This is a genomic window from Brenneria sp. hezel4-2-4, assembly GCF_013155275.1.
In the GTDB taxonomy this organism is placed as follows: Bacteria; Pseudomonadota; Gammaproteobacteria; order Enterobacterales; family Enterobacteriaceae; genus Brenneria.
This window is the reverse complement of sequence record NZ_JABJXS010000002.1, coordinates 1-18,183: the sequence shown is the minus strand read 5'-3', so window position 1 is coordinate 18,183 and position 18,183 is coordinate 1. Positions and strand designations below refer to the sequence as shown.

Here is an 18,183-nt window from a genome sequence, read left to right as displayed (position 1 = left end):
TTAACCGCTAAAATCGAGATCGTATCCCAGGCCGCCTATGCAAAACAGCAACGCCTGATAACCACCCGGACGACCGTTGGAAAAATAAACAATAGCGCTGGATTTATCTGGTTATGTGCCGATAAATTCAAACAGTGAAACAGCGGATATCAAGATAATTAATGGAATAATTAAAAAATGAACTTAAAGAAACGCGTTAAATACTTAGTAAAAGACCTGCTTACTATTTGTATAATAATATCTTTTATTTTTGTCTTATGGGGATTATATCTATTCTTTATACCCGAACATGGTGTAAATCTAATACTTATTTCCGTTGCCATTATTATATATGTTGATATAAGGTTTTTCCCAAAAAAAATAAGGCCGAAATACATCCGGCCTTATTTACTTTACTATTACTATCAAAAAAGATCACCGCTGCTCAGGATCGCTTAGCGCCGGGTAAAACGTTTGCTGATTTTCATTCATGCTCAGCAAACGTTCACAGGGCGCAAACCTGTCGCCGTACTGCTGCTGCAATACCTGTAAGGTTTTCACCACGGTTTCCACCCCCAGACGATCCATATAGTGGAACGGCCCGCCCAGAAAAGGGGGAAAACCGATGCCGAACACCGCGCCGATATCCCCGTCGCGGGCGCAGCGGATGACCTTTTCATCCAGACAGCGCGCCGCTTCATTCAGCATCATCATAACGCAGCGCTGGCCGATCAACGCCGGATCAAGATGGGCTTTCGGCGTGACATCCAGCAGCGGATAAATGGTGCCGTCCACTTCTCTGGCCGACCGCCAGAAGCGGTGTTTATCGTTATAGCAATAAAATCCTTTGCCGTTTTTACGTCCTTTACGACCATCCTTCAGAATGGCGTCAAAGGTGGGCGGCGATTTGAAACGTTCTCCAAGTTGCTGAATGAGCACCGGTACAATTTTGGTGGCGACATCAATGCCCACTTCATCAAGCAGGGTTAACGGGCCGACAGGAAAGCCAAAGCGCACCAGAGCATAATCAATCGACTCGACTGGCTCGCCTTCCAGCAAACAGTAAGCGGCTTCGTTAATGTAGGGCGCCAATATGCGGTTAACGTAAAAACCCGCGCGATCGGCCACCACAATCGCCGTTTTACCCTGCTTTCTCGCCAGCGCCACCGTGGTGGCAATGGTTTCGTCGCTGGTATGCGCATGAGGGATCACCTCAACCAACGGCATTTTATCCACCGGACTAAAATAGTGCAGACCGATCACCTGTTGCGGGCGGCCGGCGCCGTCCGCAATCTGATGAATCGGCAATGACGAGGTATTCGATGCAAAGATGGTATGCAGCGCGGCATGGTGTTCCACCTCGGCCACCATTTGCCGCTTCAACGCCAGATCTTCAAATACCGCTTCAATCACGATGTCGGTATGTTCGAATCCCCGGTAGTCGGTGCTGCCGGAAATCAAGGTCATCAGGCGCTGCCGCTGCGCCGGCGTCATCCGCCGGCGTTCGACCCGTTTCGTCAGCAACTGCCAGCTATATTTCAGTGCATGGTTAATCCCCTGCTCATTAATGTCTTTAATTCGCACCGGTAAGCCCGCGCGCACGGCGGTCACGCCGGCAATACCGCCCCCCATTAATCCGCCGCCCAAAATGCCGACCCGGCGGATCGGTTTGGCCTCGGCACAGGCGCCAGCCTCTTTTTTCAATGTGGTAGAGGCAAAAAACAGGCTGCGCAACGCCGCGGACTCCGGCGTCATCACCAGTTTGCCGAACGCCCGGGCCTCCTGCCGATACCCCTCATCAATGCCCTGCTCCAGCCCGCGGCGGATCACCTGGATGATCCGTTCCGTCGCCGGGTAATTCCCGTGCGTTTTGGCCCGCGTTTTACGCTTCACGATCTTGAACAACACGCGTCTGATCCCCGGGCTTGCCAGCAGGCGGGAACGCCAGCCCAGCGGCGATGCTTTGCGTTTGCCCTGTTTGATCATCGCCGCCGCCGTTTCCAGCAAAATACTGTGCGGCACCGCATCGTCGACCAACCCCAGTTTCAGCGCCTGACGGGGGCGGAGGTGTCGCCCGGAGAGAATGATATCCAGCGCATTGTCCACCCCAATCAGCCGGGGTAACCGCTGCGTGCCGCCGGAACCGGGCAATAAACCCAGTTGGACTTCCGGTAGCCCCAGGACGGTTTTATCCTCCAGTGAGCAAATCCGATAGTCGCACGCCAACGCCAGCTCCAGCCCGCCGCCCAGACAGGCGCCGTGAATCGCTGCGACCACCGGAAAAGGCAAGGCGGCGATAGAGGCGAAAGTCTCCTGCCCTTGCCTGGCCAGCGCCTCCGCCTGCTCGGCGCTGACGCACTGGTTGAGCATGGCGATATCCGCCCCGGCGATAAAGGATCCCGGCTTGGCGGAAAGCAGTACGATGCCCCTGAGCGCCGCATGCTGCTGGGCCTGTGCCAAGACTTTCATGATCTGTTCGGCAAACTCGCTTTTCAGCGTATTCACCTTTTCTCCGGGCACATCAATGGTGATGATGCCAATGTTGTCCGGGCGGATAGTCAGAGAAAAAGCCGACGTCTGCGCAGGCGATGCGAATAAGGATTGCCGATCGATCATAGCGTCACCTCCAGTACCATTGCCGCGCCCAGTCCCCCTGCGGCGCAGGCGGTGGTTAACCCTAGCCCGCCGCCGCGTCGGCGCAGTTCATTCAATGTCTGGGTAATCATCCGGGCGCCGGTGGCGGCAAACGGGTGTCCGTATGCGATGGAGCCGCCAAGCACATTGAATTTTTCCATATCCACCTCACCCAGCGCTGAATGTCTCCCGAGTTTATTTCGGGCGAAATCTTCACTGGCGAACATTTTCAGGTTGGCTAGCGTCTGAGCGGCAAACGCTTCATGCATATCAATCAACGTCAGATCGGCAAGGGTGATGCCCGCCCTTTCCAACGCCACAGGCGAGGCGTAAGCCGGGCCGAGCAACATATCTTCCTGGACGCCAATCGCGCTGAACGCGTAGCTGCGCAGATAGCCCAGCGGCGTGATGCCCAAACTTTTGGCTTTGGACTCGCTCATCATCAGAATAGCCGCCGCTCCGTCAGTCAGCGGCGTGCTATTGGCCGCCGTCACGCTGCCGTGCTTACGATCGAAAGCCGGCCGCAACCGGGCATAATGCTCCGGAGCGGAATCCCGACGCACATTATTATCTTCGCTGAGCGCCTGCCGGTAAGGAGGGACATACGCGGTCATCACCTCATCACGCAGGCTCCCCGCCTCCCAGGCGCGGGCGGCGAAACGGTGCGATCGATACGCCAGCGCGTCCTGTTCTTCACGGCTAATGCCGTACGTTTTCGCCATTTGTTCAGCCGTGTCGCCCATGCGCAGGCCGGTGGAATACTCAGCGACCGGGGGAGCGACCGGCAGCAGATCCTTGGGACGTAACCGGGCCAACAGCTTGAGCCGCTGACCCAGCGTTCGGGCTTTGCTCATATCGACCAGCGCTCTGGCGAGCGGCTTGCTCACGCCAATCGGCAGCACGGAAGAGGAATCCGCGCCGCCCGCAATGCCCACCGCAATGGTTCCCGCCATGATGCTTTCCGCCACGTTGGCAACCGCCTGAAAACTGGTGGCGCAAGCGCGGGATACGCTGTAAGCGTCCGTATGCACGCTCATGCCCGTTCCCAGCACAATTTCTCTGGCGATATTGGGCGCTTCCGGCATTTGCACCACCTGACCGAATACCAACAGTTCGATCAGTTCGGGGTCGATCCCGCTGCGAATAAGTAGTTCACTCACCACAATTTTTCCCAATTCCATGGCCGGCACGCCGTGATAGGCGGTTGCCTGACGGGCAAACGGAGTACGCAGCCCGCTAACAATCGCCACGCGATCGCCACGACGGGTTATCAGTGGTAACACCTCGCTCATAAACGCTCCTGTTAACCGAGAACATTAGCCTGCGCACAACAGGTCAGACCTGATCTCATTGTTAACCAGATAGTTACATTACGCAAACGAGCAAAGAACAAAAGTGTGAACGCCGACGTGAGAGAAGCGGGTGTAATTCGGGGAGATAAATGTTATTGCCGTAACGGCCTGACAGGATAAAAGCAGGGGCCGTACGGCCCCGAAACAAGGCGAAACTTAACGCAGCCCAAGCTGGAAAATCAGCGTTTCCGCCTGACAGCAGAAAGTGAAGTCAATATCCAGCTTCACGCCGCCGTCCACCGTGGCCAGCTTACTGTCGATCTGGCAAGGATCGGATTCCACCGACCGGGCTTTCTCCGTCAGCGCTTTCAGCGTAGCTTCAGCCTCAGCCCGATCGGTAAAGATTTTACTGTAAGACGCGGTGCAATCCGTATTATCCATCACCGTGCCAACATCGACGCAGCAGCAGGCGGCGGTTTCTTCAGCAGAACATTTGTTTATTGCGTTTGTCATCATTCTTTCCTCTACGGCAGAGACCAGTACAACAGATATGATCCAGTTCAAAAAACCTTATATTCCCGCCTATTCTACTCACCGGGTCGGCACAGCACTAGAACTTACTGTCCGTGGGGGAATTTAGTGAGATCTATCACATTTAATTGTTATCGTAGAGTAAAACCCTCGTAATTCCTTATCACGCAAATTAACCAAAACGTTAAGTAGATCTAACTTCTGTATCATTTTGGTCATATTTTTAATACACATTTGCAACATTAACATATTCCCAACTTATACTTTGCCAACTGGTCTGATTTGTCAGACCGAATGCGCCCCCTACAATGCGCGTCCCTTGTTACTTGGTGTAACAAAGTCGAATAACGACCACATAAAGAGGTTTTGGTCATGAGCCAGAAAAACCTGTTAAAACAATCCGCAATTGCTGTTGCAGTGGCACTGGTTTCAACAAATGCATCCGCTGCCGGCTTCCAGCTCAACGAGTATTCTTCCTCTGGTTTGGGGCGTGCGTTTTCCGGTGAAGGCGCCGTGGCGGACAATGCCGCATCCGGTAGCCGTAACCCCGCCACCATGACCCTATTTGACCGTCCCTCTTTTTCCGGCGGCGTGACCTACATTAATCCCGATATTGATGTGCAGGGGAAAAACTCTTTCACCGGTCAGGATACCAGCGCCAAGAATATCGCGCCGCATGCCTGGGTGCCGAACCTGCACTTTATTATGCCGCTGAACGATCAATGGGCCATCGGGGCGTCCGCCGTGACCAACTACGGCCTGGCTACCGATTTCAATGATAATTACGCGGCCGGCTCCATCGGCGGGCAAACGGATCTGGTGACCTCGAACCTGAACCTGAGCGCCGCCTATCGTCTGAATCAGCACTTCAGCTTTGGTCTGGGCGTCAACGCCGTTTACGCCGATGCCAAGATCGTGCGCCGGGCGGGTGAGTTAGCCAACATTCCAGTGGCAGCAGGCGGATTGCAAGGCGTTGTGGCAAATTCCTCCTCAGAGTTGGCTCACCTGGAAGGTAAAGAGTGGGGTTACGGTTGGAACGCCGGCATTCTGTATGAAGTGGATGAAAACAACCGCTTCGGCCTGACCTATCGTTCCAAAGTCGATATCGATTTTAAAGGCGATTATCGCAACGATATTCCTGTTGCGGCGGGCGGCACCGGGGGCGCAACCATCCCCGGCGAACTGACGCTGAATCTGCCGGAAATGTGGGAAGCCTCGGCCTATCACCGCGTAGCGCCCCAGTGGGCGGTGCACTACAGCCTGACTTACACCAGTTGGAGCCAATTTCAGGAGTTAAGGGCGACCGGCAGCAACGGCCAGACGCTGTTCAGTAAAGACGAAGGCTTCCGCGACGCCTACCGTATCGCGCTGGGCACCACCTATTATCATGATGATCACTGGACTTTCCGTACCGGCATCGCTTTTGACGACAGCCCGGTTCCGGCCGACAAACGTTCTATTTCCATTCCGGATCAGGATCGTTTCTGGCTAAGCGCAGGAACGACCTATGCATTCAATAAAGACGCTTCGGTTGATGTCGGCGTTTCCTATATGCACGGTAAAAAAGTCAATATCAGCGAACCTATCTCTGATAGCGCCGGGTCGCCGCGCTATGAGTTCAGTTCAAAAGGCAAAGCCTGGCTGTACGGCGTAAACTTTAACTACGCATTCTGATCTCCCGCTTCACCATGTAAAAAGGCCGCTCAAGCGGCCTCAGACCATTGACAAAGTCCGTTATTAGGGAGAGCGTGGCGAGGGGCCGTAGCGGCGTAAGCCGCCGACAAATTTGTCAGGAGCAAATTTGAACAGCATTTATGCTGGCCCGCAGGGTGGGACACAAGGATGTGTCCCATAATGGCCCCTCGGTACGGTAGGCCCGGGTATCTCAGGCTTACAGACGACTTTGTCAGCAATCTAAGGCCGCGCAAGCGGCCTGATAGCGCGTAAGCGTGCCGTTCCCCGCGACTATCCATTGATCAACCTGACGATATCCCTTATTTGAAATCATGCGCCAAATAAAACAAGCGTTGATTACCGCTATAATTCGCCACGGAATAAGACGTTTATTTATTAAGATGCGATCGCTATCACACTTAATAACCAGAAAAATGTGATCCAGCCGAAATTAATCCCCCTCCGCCGCTGACGTTTTAATGTTGTCCTATTCAAGGGACAGTTTTTAGTATTGTCGTTATTTACGCTGACTTCTATATTCAGATCAGCAAAAAGTGATTAAAGCCTACCGGCAAACAACAGTGAATAGGTTATATTAGCGGATTTTATCAATAATAATTAACATTATGTTTAGCGCAGAATAAAAGGGGTATCTTATGCAACCACTTACCTCGCGACAAAACAGATTATTGAAATACTTGCTACAGCGCCAAACGCATGTGCCGGTTAAAAATATTGCACAGTATTTGGATGTTTCTGAAAAGACAATTCAACGCGACCTGCAATTTATTGAAGATTTTTTATCCGCCTGGAATATTTATCCGGATAAAAAAATTGGCGCGGGGATTTTGTTAATTTCCGACGACGTTAAAAACCTTATTCAACTAGAGCGGCAAATTGCCACGGACGACGGCTATTCAGATGCGCTGACCAACAATGCGCGCCGGGTAAAAATCGCCTCTCAATTGCTCAGCGATGCGCCGCTGGAAACCTCAATCAGCAAACTTTCCGAACGCTACTTCATCAGCAATGCCTCGATCGTCAATGATTTAAAGATTATCGAACACTGGATCCAGCCGTTGGGGTTAACCTTGATACGCAGCCAGAGCGGCACGCATATCGAAGGGAGCGAAAACCATGTCCGCCAGGCGATGGTCTCCCTGATCAATGATGTCATGAACCACAAAGAGCCGGGCAATCTCAACCACTCGCGTCTCGATCCCGGCAGCTACAAAGCATTAATCGATTATTTTGGCGAACAGGAGGTGAACTTTGTCCAGCAGCTATTGCAGGACATGGAACAGCAGCTCTCTTATCCGTTGGGGGAACCTTATTATATTAATATTTTTACCCATATATTAATTATGATGCACCGCATGGCGCTGGGTAATTCAATGCCGTTGGGTGAAGAGACGCATCGGCGACAGATTGACCGTAATATACTCGGCATCGCGGAAAATATGGTCGATAAAATAGAACAGCGCATTGATAATCGCCTGCCTGCCGATGAGGTATGGTTTATTTATCAATATATTATTTCCTCCGGCATTGTTATTGAAGAACGGGGAGACAACCTGTATTCCCGACACCAATTATCCAACGGTGAATCACGCCGGATAGCGCTGAATTTAATTGATATCTTCTCAGACTTTATCAATATCGACCTGCGCGCGGACTCATTATTATATGACGGCCTGCTGATTCATATTAAGCCCCTGCTCAACCGCCTGAAATACCGTATCCGTATCCGCAACCCGTTACTTGAGGATATAAAAGACGAGCTACGGGATATTTATCAAATTACCGAACGCGTAACGCAACAACTCTGCCGGCGCTTTCAATTACAGCCGATCGCAGAAGATGAGGTGGGCTACCTGACGGTGCATTTTCAGGCCGCGCTGGAGCGGCAAATCGCCCGCCGACGCATTCTGGTGGTGTGCTCCAGCGGCGTTGGCACCTCGCATCTGCTGAAGAGCCGCATTCTGCGGGCCTTTCCAGACTGGAGCATTGTTGGCGTGGTTTCCGCCAGCAACATGGCGGCGTTTTGCCGGCAGGAAGAGGTGGATCTGGTGATCTCCACCATTCATCTGGAAGAACAGCATATCCCGATCGTCTACGTCTCGGCATTTTTTAATGACGATGATATCAAGCGCGTCACGGAAAAGTTGATCGCCAGTCAATTGCATCAGGCGGTGAATTTATTATCGACGGCTGAGCATTAATCGGGAGCAGGTCAGAAGAACGTTCAAACGCAATTGCGCTTGTGCGAACACGGCCCAGGTTCAAAGCGGCAAGTCAGGTCGTCCTAATGGGATAGGCTGTTAATTTTTTGAGGTGAAGTGGATGAACATTAATAAGATTCTCAATGCCAATCGCGTCAAGTTAGCCATGACGGCGAGGAATAAAGAAGAAGTTATTCAGGAACTGACCGAGTTGCTGTATCAGGACGGCGCCATTACCTGCAAAGAAGCCTTTATCCGCGACGTATGGCTGCGCGAGGCCGAAGGCTCCACCGGCTTTGAAAATCATATCGCCATCCCGCATGGGAAATCCGCAGCGGTGACCCAAACCTCGCTGGCCATCGGCCGCACCCGGCAGGACATCCCCTGGGAAACGCTGGACGGCAGTCATGTCCGCTGCATCATTCTTTTCGCCGTGCGGCTGGAAGACCAGAACACCACGCATATCCGCCTGTTGTCTCAGGTTGCCAGCGCGCTGGCCGACGATGAGATCATTGCCCAACTGTTAGACGAGCCCGACCCGGAAAAAATTATCCAACTGTTCAGCCAGTACGCGGAAACAGACCTCTGCTAACCCGGAAAAAGACGAGGCATAACATGAAAATAGTTTGTGTAGCCGCCTGCACGGCAGGCATCGCGCATACCTACATCGCGCGGGAAAAACTCATTAAAGGCGCCAGGGCGCTGAACCACGACATCAGGGTGGAAACCCAGGGCACCATCGGAACGGAAAACGAATTATCCGCGGAGGATATCGCCGCGGCCGACGTGGTGATCTTGGCCGTCGATATCAAGATCAAAGGAGAAGAAAGGTTCAAAGACAAACCGGTTGTCCGGGTAAAAACCGACGTGGTGATTAAGTCCCCGGTGAAGTTTCTGGAAAAAGTGGCCGGCTCGCTGGAACGAGCCTGAAGATTAACTTTTCGGGAATAACATTATGAACGGCAGCAAAAATAAACTTGGCCAGGAAATAAAGGGGCACCTGCTTACCGGTATCTCCTGGATGATCCCGCTGATCGTCGCCGCCGGTATCTGTATTGCGCTTGGGCAGGTGATTGGCGGCACCAACGTAGCGGAAAAAACCGGCAGCTTCGCCTGGATGCTGAACCAGATTGGCGGCTGGGGCATGGTGCTGATTGTCCCGCTAATCAGCGCGGCAATCGCCTACTCCATTGCCGATCGCCCCGGTTTTGCCCCGGGGCTTATCGTCGGCTTTATCTGCGGGCAGATCCAGACAGGTTTTATCGGCGGCATTCTCGGCGGCTTTCTGGTCGGCTACACCGTATTGTTGCTGCGGCGGAGCATCAAACTACCAGCCTCCATGCAGGGGCTGATGCCGGTGATGATCCTGCCGGTGCTCAGCACCGTTATCGCCGGCGTGCTGATGATGACGTTTATCGGTCAGCCGATCGTCTGGCTGCAAAAAGCGTTGATCCACCTGTTGGAATCCATGCAGGGCGGTTCAAAGTTCCTGATGGGCGCGATCCTGGGCGCCATGGCTACCTTCGATTTTGGCGGCCCGGTAAACAAAACCATGTCGCTATTCGCCGACGGTATGTTGGTTGACGGTATCTACGGCCCGGAAGCGGTGAAGTTTGTCGGTTCGATCATTCCCCCGTTCGGTATCACGCTCTCTTTCCTGCTGACGCGTCATAAATACACCAAAGCGGAGAAAGAAGCGCTGAAGGCCGCCTTCCCGATGGGGATCTGCATGATCACCGAAGGCGTAATCCCTATCGCCGCCCGCGATCTGCTGCGCGTGGTTGCCAGTTGTGTGGTCGCCTCGGCGGTGGCCGGCGGCCTGGTCATGGTCTGGGGGGTGGAAGCGCCGGTGCCCCACGGCGGCATGTTTGTGGTGCCTTTGTTCACCAAACCGCTGATGTTCTGTCTGGCGTTGGGCATCGGCACGGCAATCTGCGGCGTGATGCTGTCGCTGCTGAAAAAACGCGTCACGCCGGCAGATGAAGAATTCGATGACATTGATGACAGCAATGTGCGCGACGAAGACATCAAATTCACCCTCGAATAAACAGGAGTGGTTATGTATGCCCCAATGAAATCCATTATTGATGATGCCTATCAACGACAGTATGCCGTACTGGCAATCAACTGTTTCAATCTGGAAACCGCCCGGGCCGCCATCATCGCCGCCGAACAACAGCGGGCGCCGCTAATCCTGAACGTTTATCAGGGACACTGCGGGCACTTTCCGCCCCAGGCCGCCGTTGCGCTGGTGAGCGCGCTGGCGCACCGAGCCACCGTGCCGGTGGCGCTCAGTCTGGATCACGGCACCACGTTCGATCTGATCGGCCAGGCTTTCCGCGCCGGCTTCAGCGGCCTGATGATCGATGCCTCCAGCCATCCGCTGGCAGAAAACATCCGCCAGACCCGCCAGGTGGTGCAAATCGCGGCGACGGCGGAAGTGTGTGTTGAGGGCGAACTCGGACACATCGCCGATGCGCCCGTTTACGATCTGGACGATGCCGCCGTGAAGATGACGCAGGTGGAAGACGTGCGGCCTTTTATCAACCAGACCGGCATCGATCTGCTGGCAGTATCGGTCGGCACCGCGCACGGACTTTATCCACCGAACGTCACGCCGCAGATTAACTTTGAACGCCTGGCCGCACTGCACCATGAATCGCCGCTGCCGCTGGCGCTGCACGGCGGCAGCGGCACCCACGCCGATGATATCCGCCGCGTCAGCCAGTACGGCGTAGCAAAGATCAATGTCGGCGCGGCGGTATTTGAGGCCGGTAAAACCGCGTTGCGACAGGCTCTGAAGCAGCACCCGGACAGCGAGCTGCCAGATCTGATGGCGATAATGGAATCCGCCTGCCGCGACGTGGTGTTTGAGTATCTGAGCTGGTCCGGCTCCGCGCAAAAAGCCTAGACGGCACTCCCTACCTTGGCGCACGACCACCGGCGATTTTGCACCGGTGTGGGAAAGTTTTACCCCTAACCTTACCCTGAAGGAGAGTAACATGTTGATTTCAATGCATGAAATGCTAAAACCCACCCGCGAGCACCGCTTCGCCATAGGGGCTTTCAACGTGGCGGATAGCTGCTTTATCCGTGCGGTGGTGGAAGAAGCCGAATCCACTCAGACCCCGGCGATTATTTCGATCCACCCCAGCGAGCTGGAGTTTGTGACCGACGAATTCTTTGCCTACGTGCGGGAACGCACGCTGCGCAGCCCGGCGCCGTTTGTTATCCATCTGGATCACGGCGCCTCGATTGCCCATGTACTGCGCGCCATCCAGTGCGGCTTCACCTCGGTGATGATCGACGGTTCGCTGTTGCCGTATGAGGAAAATGTGGCGCTGACCCGTGAAGTGGTGGAACTGGCGCATGCGGTGGGCGTTTCCGTTGAGGGCGAACTGGGCACCATTGGCGATACCGGCACCACGATAGAAGGCGGCGTCACCAAGGTGATCTATACCGAGCCGGCGCAGGCGGAAGACTTCGTCAAACGCACCGGCGTGGACACGCTGGCGGTGGCGATCGGCACGGCGCACGGCATTTATCCGAAGAATATGAAGCCGGAACTGCAAATGCATATTCTGCGAGAAATATCCGAGCGGGTGTCGATCCCACTGGTGCTGCACGGCGGTTCCGCCAACCCGGACGCCGAGATTGCCGAGGCGGTGACGCTGGGAGTAGGCAAAATCAATATTTCCAGCGATATGAAGTACGCCTACTTCCAAAAAGCCCGCGAGATCCTGACACGGGAAACCTGGTGGGATCCTAACGCCATCTATCCGGAACCCATTCAGGCGGCCAAAGCCGTGATCCGCCACAAAATGGCGCTATTTGGCTCTACCGGCAAAGCCGGCCTGTACTGAGTTACCCCAGGGCGGGAACTGCCCGCCCTGCCAGTCTTCAAAACCCACGGGGAGGGAAAATGCGCCATTTAGGCTTGGATATCGGCGGCACCAAAATCGCCGCCGCCGTGCTGACCGGGGATGGAACGACACTGTACCAACAGCGGACGGCGACCCGCAAAGCCAGCTATGAACACTTCCTGCAACACGTTTGCCGGATAGTCACCGCGATTCAAGACCAGGTTGGCGCCCCTTTGTCGATCGGCATTGCCCTGCCGGGCAACATTTCGCCGCTCAGCGGCCTGATAAAGAATTCCAATATTCTGCCGCTCAACGGCCGGCCGCTACAGCAGGATTTGCAACAGCGACTGAATCAGCGTGTAGCCATCGGTAACGACGCCAACTGCTTTGCCCTGTCCGAAGCAATGGACGGCGCCGGTAAAACCCACCGCATGGTGTTTGGCGTGACGCTCGGCACCGGCTGCGGCGGCGGACTGGCGATCGATAAACAGGTGATTGCCGGCGGCCACGGCAATGCGGCGGAGTGTGGACATAATCCCCTCCCGGGCTATGATCCCGCCAAAGATGGCCCGGCGGCGAACTGTTATTGCGGGCAACGCAACTGCGTGGAGTCTTTTGTCTCCGGCACCGGGCTGGCTAACCGCTACCTGTTGGTTACCGGCCGCAAGGCGACGGCTCGGGAAATTATGACGCAGGCAGAAAACGGCGAGGCCGCCGCCGCATACCAGTGCGATCTGTTCCTCGATCAGTTAGCCAGAATGCTGGCAACGATAGTGAACCTGATCGATCCCGACGTGATCGTCCTCGGCGGCGGGCTATCCAATGCGCCCGCACTGTACCGGGATATGGCATCCCGCGTAGCGGCCTATACGTTTACCGATCGCTTCTGTACCCCCATCGTGCAGGCGATACACGGCGACAGCAGCGGTGTGCGGGGCGCGGCGTGGATGGGAAAAGAAGAACCAGGACGCTAGCTCTGCGGGGATAGTAAAAAGGCCGCTTACGCGGCCTCAGACCGTTGACAAACCTATCACCCTTTATCGAACGGTGATAATGGAATGGAAGAGTAAAGCGTCCGCGCCAGGGATGGCGCGGTTCGAGCTTACAGGGACGTACTTGCAGCGTCTTTACGATCCATCCATTATCGCCGCTCACCAGACTTTGTCAGCAAACTCAAGGCCGCTTACGCGGCCTCAGACCATTGACAAAGCCTGTTATTAGGGAGAGCGTGGCGAGGGGCCGTAGCGGCGTAAGCCGCCGACAAATTTGTCAGGAGCAAATTTGAACAGCATTTATGCTGGCCCGCAGGGTGGGACACAAGGATGTGTCCCATAATGGCCCCTCGGTACGGTAGGCCCGGGTAATCTCAGGCTGACAGACGACTTTGTCAGCAACCTCAGGCCGCTTGCGCGGCCTATCGTCTCTACCGTTATTCCGGTTTCACTTCAATATAGTTTAATTGCAAGGTGCTGCTGGTATAGCGACGGATTTTATTGGTCATTTCAATATTGCCGTCCAGCTTCTGACCGTATGAAGGAATGATTTCTTTCAGCTTGGCCTGCCATTCCGGCGTCGCGACCCGATCTTTAAACACTTTTTCCAACAGGCTCAGCATGATCGGCGCTGCTGTAGAAGCCCCCGGGGACGCCCCTAACAGAGCGGCGATCGAACCATCCTGCGCGCTGACAATTTCGGTGCCCAGCTTCAGTACGCCGCCTTTATCCGCGTCTTTCTTGATAACCTGCACCCGCTGGCCCGCAATAATCAGCTTCCAGTCCTCTTTCTTCGCGTCCGGGAAATACTCCTGCAACGCGGCAAAGCGGTCATCGTCGTTCATCATCACCTGGCTAATCAGATATTTAACCAGATCGAAATTATCCAGACCAACGTGGGTCATCGGCATCACATTGGACAGCGTCACGGAACCAATCAGATCCCACAGTGAACCATTTTTCAGGAACTTACTGGAAAAGGTGGCAAATGGCCCAAACAGCACCACCGGCTTACCGTCAAAAATACGGGTATCCAGGTGTGGAACAGACATCGGCGGCGCGCCCACCGAGGCTTTACCGTAGACTTTCGCCATATGACGTTTCACCACTTCCGGGTTATCCGTCACCAGGAATTCGCCTCCGACCGGGAAACCGCCGTAAGCATCAGCTTCAGGAATGCCGGATTTCTGTAACAACGGCAACGCGGCGCCGCCCGCGCCGATAAAGACGAATTTCGTCTTGATAACGCTTTCTTTGTCACCGTTTTTCAGATCGGCGTAAGTCACGCTCCAGGTGTTGTCCGCGTTACGTTTGATCTCTCTGACCTCAGCATTCAGGTGCAACGAAAAATTCTGCTTTGTCTTCAGGGAATCAACCATCTGGCGGGTGATCTCGCCATAGTTTACGTCCGTACCGATCGGCATACGGGTCGCGGCGATTTTCTGCGCCGGATCGCGGCCTTCAATAATCAACGGCGCCCATCCTTTGATGGTGTCGGCCTCTTCAGAAAATTCCATCCCGCGGAACAACGTACTGTGCTGTAGCGCCTGATAACGTTTATTCAGGAAACGGGTGTTCTCATCACCCCAGACAAAACTGATATGCGGAACGCTGTTGATAAAGGAGTTGGGATCGTGAAGAACACCGTTCTGCACCTGATACGACCAGAACTGGCGCGAAACTTCGAATGCTTCGCTGATTTCCACCGCTTTGCTGATATCGATAGGCCCGTTTTCATTCTCAGGCGTGTAGTTCAATTCCATAAAGGCGGAGTGGCCGGTTCCGGCGTTGTTCCAGCCGTTGGAACTCTCTTCGGCCACATTATCCAGACGTTCAATCATCGCGATCGACCAGTTAGGCTGAAGCTCTTGTAAATAGACGCCCAGCGTCGAGCTCATAATGCCGCCGCCAATCAGCACCACGTCGGTGGTTTTATCCGTCGCACTGTTTTCTTCCGCCGTCGCCAGTGGGGCCATCCCAACCATGCTCAGGCATAACATCATCGTGAGTAGTTTTTTCATGCTTATATCTCTATTCATTGAATTTTTATAATTGCAGGCAAATAGACTTTCCAGGCATCCCTTACCGCCAACAAGGCTATCCTCCTCAATGGCGAAAACAGTCATTTTATGACCTTTTTGTTAAGAATATCTTTAACAAAAAAATCAGTTTGCTGACTCTTTTCAGCACCAAAGGAGCATCAGTTCTGGCTGGCGACGTGACATTATTGTTAGCTGAGGGGAGAAAAGAAATTTTTGTAAGTAAATAAATGAACAACAATGTAATAACCTTTACGAAACAAACCGAATGACACCCCAACAGAAAATAAGCTTAGCAGCATTTTATAAAAGCTAAAGGCACCCGAGGGTGCCTTTGTTCAAAACGAAAATATGCGTTGCTACTCGGCGGCGTCAATCTCACCAAGCGAGTCTTCAATGGATGCCGCATTAGGGTTGAGCTGCGGGGTAATCTGCCCGTCGCTGGCCAGGAAGTCATGGCGCTGGAAATAGGCTTCCCGAATCATTAGATAAGGATCGGAAGAGTTACGCAACAGACCGTCGGAATCGAGTAACTGAGCCCGGGTTTCCAACCCCTCCAGCACCCACTTGCCTGCCGACATCCAGAATGTCATATAGCTCATTACCGGATAAAGCGTATCCACTACGCCACCGCCATCTTCACGTACCGTCGCGCTGCCATAGCCCGGTAACACCACATAAGGCCCATAGCCTATACCGTAATTGCCCAACGTGCTGCCAAACCGACGCGACTCTTCTTTTGCCAGTTTAGGATTGGCCATAGAGGCTACGTCAATCAAACCGCCCATACCCAACAAGGTATTCAGGAAGAAACGGTTAAAATGGATCATCGCTTTATACGGCTTACCTTCAACAAAATAGTTCACCATAGAAGCAGGTTCTTCCAGATTACTGAAAAAGTTACTCAGGCCGTTACGCGCCGGTGTCGGCACATAATCACGCCAGGCGACGGCCGCTGGCCGCACCAGATAAGGATCCAATACATCGTAGTTAAAACTGAACATGGTACGGTTAAATCCTTCAAGCGGGTCCGATCGCCCTTCTTGGGACCGATCCGCGGAGCTGGCGCAGCCAACAAGTAACACACTGGCAAACACCACCCCACTCAGGCGGTAATTCATATCTGTTCTCCCTGATTATGTTGCGTTATACCCGCAGTTGATAATGGGGCATTCCCAGAACCTGCTCAGCCCATCAGGATGGGAAGCAAAGGAGGAATAGCGGTCAACAGTGTAACATTTTATTGCCCCGCTTCTACTTTGGCATGCGCATTCCTATTTTTTCAGACGCTTACCAGACTATTCTCACTGCATGCCCCACTGACAGGAATACGGGCGGCACCCGCAATATGGCGGCCCGCCTCACCGCCCGCACCCCTGTCGGTATGACGAAATCATAGCATAACAGCCTCCAAAACCGGCGACGCCACAGATGTTATCGCATGTTTTGAAAACAGCTACGCTTAAACAATAAAAGAAGATAAAGAGAACAGCCATGAACGCCACATCAACCAAGAATCACGACGGAAAAAACATCACGCCGCACGATGATAAACAGCAAATCGAAGTAGAAAGCGAGGAAAATAGCCAGGGCAAGAACATCGACATTGATGAAGCGACATTGCCCTCGCCTGCGGCCGCGATACACGAAGAGATTCGTCAGGAAGGACAGAAAGAGCTGGAACGCGACGCCATGGCGCTGTTCTGGTCGGCTATCGCCGCGGGCCTGTCCATGGGAACCTCATTTATGGCTATCGGTATGCTGCATATCAATCTGGTTGGCGTACCCGGCGGCTTTTTACTGCAAAGCTTCGGCTACACCATTGGCTTTGTGATCGTCATTATGGCCCGTCAACAACTGTTTACCGAAAATACCGTGACGGCCGTGCTACCTATCATGCAAAAGCCGGTACGTCATAATTTCTATCTGCTATCCCGGTTATGGGGGCTGGTATTGGCAGGCAATCTGGTGGGTACGGCATTTGCCGCGCTGGCATTCACCTATATGCCGGTGTTTGACGGCGCCACCCGCGACGCGCTGATCGAGCTTTCCATGAAGGTAATGAAAAATTCGCCGTCAGAAATGTTTGCCAACGCCGTGCTCTCCGGCTGGATTATCGCCACCATGGTGTGGATGTTGCCGCACGCCGGTTCAGCCAAAATATGGGTCATCATCATCATGACCTGGATGATCGCCTTCAGTAACCTCACCCATATTGTCGCCGGCGCCTCGGAAATTTTTTATCTGGTGTTTATCGGTAAAATAGCCTGGCAGGATTTCATCTGGCCCTTCGCCCTGCCGACGCTGGCGGGCAATATCATTGGCGGCACGTTTATTTTCGCGTTGATGAGCCATGCGCAAATTCGTAACGATATGAGCAACAAAACCAGAGCGGAATCGGAAGGACGCCAAACGAAAGCACAGCAGAAAAAGCAGAAAAAAGACGCCTGATTGCCGACAGTTTAAGCAAACGCGCCGTTAAGTGCTTATTCTCGGGGCTAAAATGAGTATAATAGCCCCGCTTTGCGTCCCCATAGTTAAATGGATATAACGAGCCCCTCCTAAGGGCTAGTTGTAGGTTCGATTCCTGCTGGGGACGCCAGAATTTCGCCCACGAACGTCCATCGAAGTCTATTTTTTCCATTCTATTCAACAAGTTAATACAACTGACTCGCCTACTGCAATCTACTTAGTTTTACTGACATTCACGCTGTTTTGTTGGTATAAATGTTGGCATAGTCAGTTCGATAATGCAGATACCATCACTGTGGGAGATTTTCTATGGCACTCACTGAGGTAAAGGTTAGAAATGCAAAACCTGCTGAAAAGCTGATCTCTTCCCATTAAACAGGACCAGGCTAAACTGGAGTTTTCTGCCCTTCTTTTCCTTAAAAAAGAGGCAATCCGGCCATGAAAAAGATCCGCTGTACTGAAGAGCAAATTGCTTTTGCCCTGAA

General features: G+C 53.5%; 14 protein-coding genes and 1 tRNA gene. 10 read left to right on the top strand and 5 right to left on the bottom strand.

The features are described from left to right. Positions 1–414 precede the first annotated feature (414 nt). From fadJ to HOY33_RS04090, 3 genes are all read right to left on the bottom strand, one after another. Positions 415–2,595, bottom strand: a complete 2,181-nt coding sequence (fadJ, locus tag HOY33_RS04100) for a fatty acid oxidation complex subunit alpha FadJ (RefSeq protein WP_172288886.1) — start codon at positions 2,593–2,595, stop codon at positions 415–417. Continuing rightward, entirely contained in the window at positions 2,592–3,905 is a 1,314-nt protein-coding gene (fadI, locus tag HOY33_RS04095) for an acetyl-CoA C-acyltransferase FadI (RefSeq protein WP_172288884.1), read from the bottom strand. The genes fadJ and fadI overlap by 4 nt, the downstream gene beginning before the upstream one ends. 216 nt (positions 3,906–4,121) lie before the next feature. Then, the gene (locus tag HOY33_RS04090) at positions 4,122–4,418 is read right to left on the bottom strand and encodes a YfcZ/YiiS family protein (protein WP_172288882.1); all 297 of its coding nucleotides are present in this window, start codon (positions 4,416–4,418) and stop codon (positions 4,122–4,124) included. A gap of 390 nt (positions 4,419–4,808) precedes the next feature. On the opposite strand from HOY33_RS04090, the gene fadL reads away from it, so the two are divergent. From fadL to HOY33_RS04050, 8 genes are all read left to right on the top strand, one after another. Beyond that, positions 4,809–6,110 (top strand): long-chain fatty acid transporter FadL, encoded by a 1,302-nt coding sequence (gene fadL / locus HOY33_RS04085; RefSeq protein ID WP_172288880.1) that lies wholly within the window; start codon positions 4,809–4,811, stop codon positions 6,108–6,110. 656 nt (positions 6,111–6,766) lie between these two features. Beyond that, complete coding sequence (locus HOY33_RS04080) at positions 6,767–8,332, top strand: transcription antiterminator (protein WP_172288878.1); 1,566 nt, start codon at positions 6,767–6,769, stop codon at positions 8,330–8,332. Between the two features lie 121 nt (positions 8,333–8,453). Further along, positions 8,454–8,924, top strand: coding sequence for a PTS sugar transporter subunit IIA (locus HOY33_RS04075; protein ID WP_172288876.1), 471 nt, complete (start codon positions 8,454–8,456; stop codon positions 8,922–8,924). A 23-nt stretch (positions 8,925–8,947) separates the two neighbouring features. Then, on the top strand, positions 8,948–9,262 hold the full coding sequence (locus HOY33_RS04070; RefSeq protein WP_172288874.1) for a PTS fructose transporter subunit IIB: 315 nt from the start codon (positions 8,948–8,950) through the stop codon (positions 9,260–9,262). Positions 9,263–9,287: 25 nt separating this feature from the next. Beyond that, complete coding sequence (locus HOY33_RS04065; RefSeq protein WP_172288872.1) at positions 9,288–10,379, top strand: PTS fructose transporter subunit IIC; 1,092 nt, start codon at positions 9,288–9,290, stop codon at positions 10,377–10,379. 12 nt (positions 10,380–10,391) lie between these two features. Further along, the gene (locus HOY33_RS04060) at positions 10,392–11,243 is read left to right on the top strand and encodes a class II fructose-bisphosphate aldolase (protein WP_172288870.1); all 852 of its coding nucleotides are present in this window, start codon (positions 10,392–10,394) and stop codon (positions 11,241–11,243) included. A 91-nt stretch (positions 11,244–11,334) separates the two neighbouring features. Further along, complete coding sequence (locus HOY33_RS04055; protein WP_172288868.1) at positions 11,335–12,195, top strand: ketose-bisphosphate aldolase; 861 nt, start codon at positions 11,335–11,337, stop codon at positions 12,193–12,195. A 59-nt stretch (positions 12,196–12,254) separates the two neighbouring features. After that, a complete protein-coding gene (locus tag HOY33_RS04050) occupies positions 12,255–13,169 on the top strand; it encodes an ROK family protein (protein WP_172288866.1) in 915 nt (304 codons plus the stop codon). Between the two features lie 455 nt (positions 13,170–13,624). On the opposite strand, the gene mqo is transcribed toward HOY33_RS04050, so the two are convergent. Both mqo and mlaA read right to left on the bottom strand, forming a co-directional pair. Next, positions 13,625–15,208 (bottom strand): malate dehydrogenase (quinone), encoded by a 1,584-nt coding sequence (gene mqo / locus HOY33_RS04045; protein ID WP_172288864.1) that lies wholly within the window; start codon positions 15,206–15,208, stop codon positions 13,625–13,627. A 377-nt stretch (positions 15,209–15,585) separates the two neighbouring features. Beyond that, positions 15,586–16,347 (bottom strand): phospholipid-binding lipoprotein MlaA, encoded by a 762-nt coding sequence (gene mlaA / locus HOY33_RS04040; RefSeq protein WP_172288862.1) that lies wholly within the window; start codon positions 16,345–16,347, stop codon positions 15,586–15,588. A 373-nt stretch (positions 16,348–16,720) separates the two neighbouring features. Here mlaA and HOY33_RS04035 point away from each other — a divergent pair, with 373 nt between their 5' ends. Then, positions 16,721–17,677 carry a formate/nitrite transporter family protein gene (locus tag HOY33_RS04035; protein WP_216660406.1) on the top strand — a complete coding sequence of 319 codons (957 nt, stop codon included), beginning with the start codon at positions 16,721–16,723 and terminating at the stop codon, positions 17,675–17,677. Between the two features lie 76 nt (positions 17,678–17,753). Then, positions 17,754–17,828, top strand: a tRNA-Arg gene (locus HOY33_RS04030). Positions 17,829–18,183: the final 355 nt, after the last annotated feature.

Excerpts from the sequence above, each read along its gene's own strand:
- fadJ (WP_172288886.1), bottom strand. The coding sequence starts at position 2,595 with ATGATCGATCGGCAATCCTTATTCGCATCGCCTGCGCAGACGTCGGCT.
- fadI (WP_172288884.1), bottom strand. The coding sequence starts at position 3,905 with ATGAGCGAGGTGTTACCACTGATAACCCGTCGTGGCGATCGCGTGGCG.
- HOY33_RS04090 (WP_172288882.1), bottom strand. The coding sequence starts at position 4,418 with ATGACAAACGCAATAAACAAATGTTCTGCTGAAGAAACCGCCGCCTGC.
- fadL (WP_172288880.1), top strand. The coding sequence starts at position 4,809 with ATGAGCCAGAAAAACCTGTTAAAACAATCCGCAATTGCTGTTGCAGTG.
- HOY33_RS04080 (WP_172288878.1), top strand. The coding sequence starts at position 6,767 with ATGCAACCACTTACCTCGCGACAAAACAGATTATTGAAATACTTGCTA.
- HOY33_RS04075 (WP_172288876.1), top strand. The coding sequence starts at position 8,454 with ATGAACATTAATAAGATTCTCAATGCCAATCGCGTCAAGTTAGCCATG.
- HOY33_RS04070 (WP_172288874.1), top strand. The coding sequence starts at position 8,948 with ATGAAAATAGTTTGTGTAGCCGCCTGCACGGCAGGCATCGCGCATACC.
- HOY33_RS04065 (WP_172288872.1), top strand. The coding sequence starts at position 9,288 with ATGAACGGCAGCAAAAATAAACTTGGCCAGGAAATAAAGGGGCACCTG.
- HOY33_RS04060 (WP_172288870.1), top strand. The coding sequence starts at position 10,392 with ATGTATGCCCCAATGAAATCCATTATTGATGATGCCTATCAACGACAG.
- HOY33_RS04055 (WP_172288868.1), top strand. The coding sequence starts at position 11,335 with ATGTTGATTTCAATGCATGAAATGCTAAAACCCACCCGCGAGCACCGC.
- HOY33_RS04050 (WP_172288866.1), top strand. The coding sequence starts at position 12,255 with ATGCGCCATTTAGGCTTGGATATCGGCGGCACCAAAATCGCCGCCGCC.
- mqo (WP_172288864.1), bottom strand. The coding sequence starts at position 15,208 with ATGAAAAAACTACTCACGATGATGTTATGCCTGAGCATGGTTGGGATG.
- mlaA (WP_172288862.1), bottom strand. The coding sequence starts at position 16,347 with ATGAATTACCGCCTGAGTGGGGTGGTGTTTGCCAGTGTGTTACTTGTT.
- HOY33_RS04035 (WP_216660406.1), top strand. The coding sequence starts at position 16,721 with ATGAACGCCACATCAACCAAGAATCACGACGGAAAAAACATCACGCCG.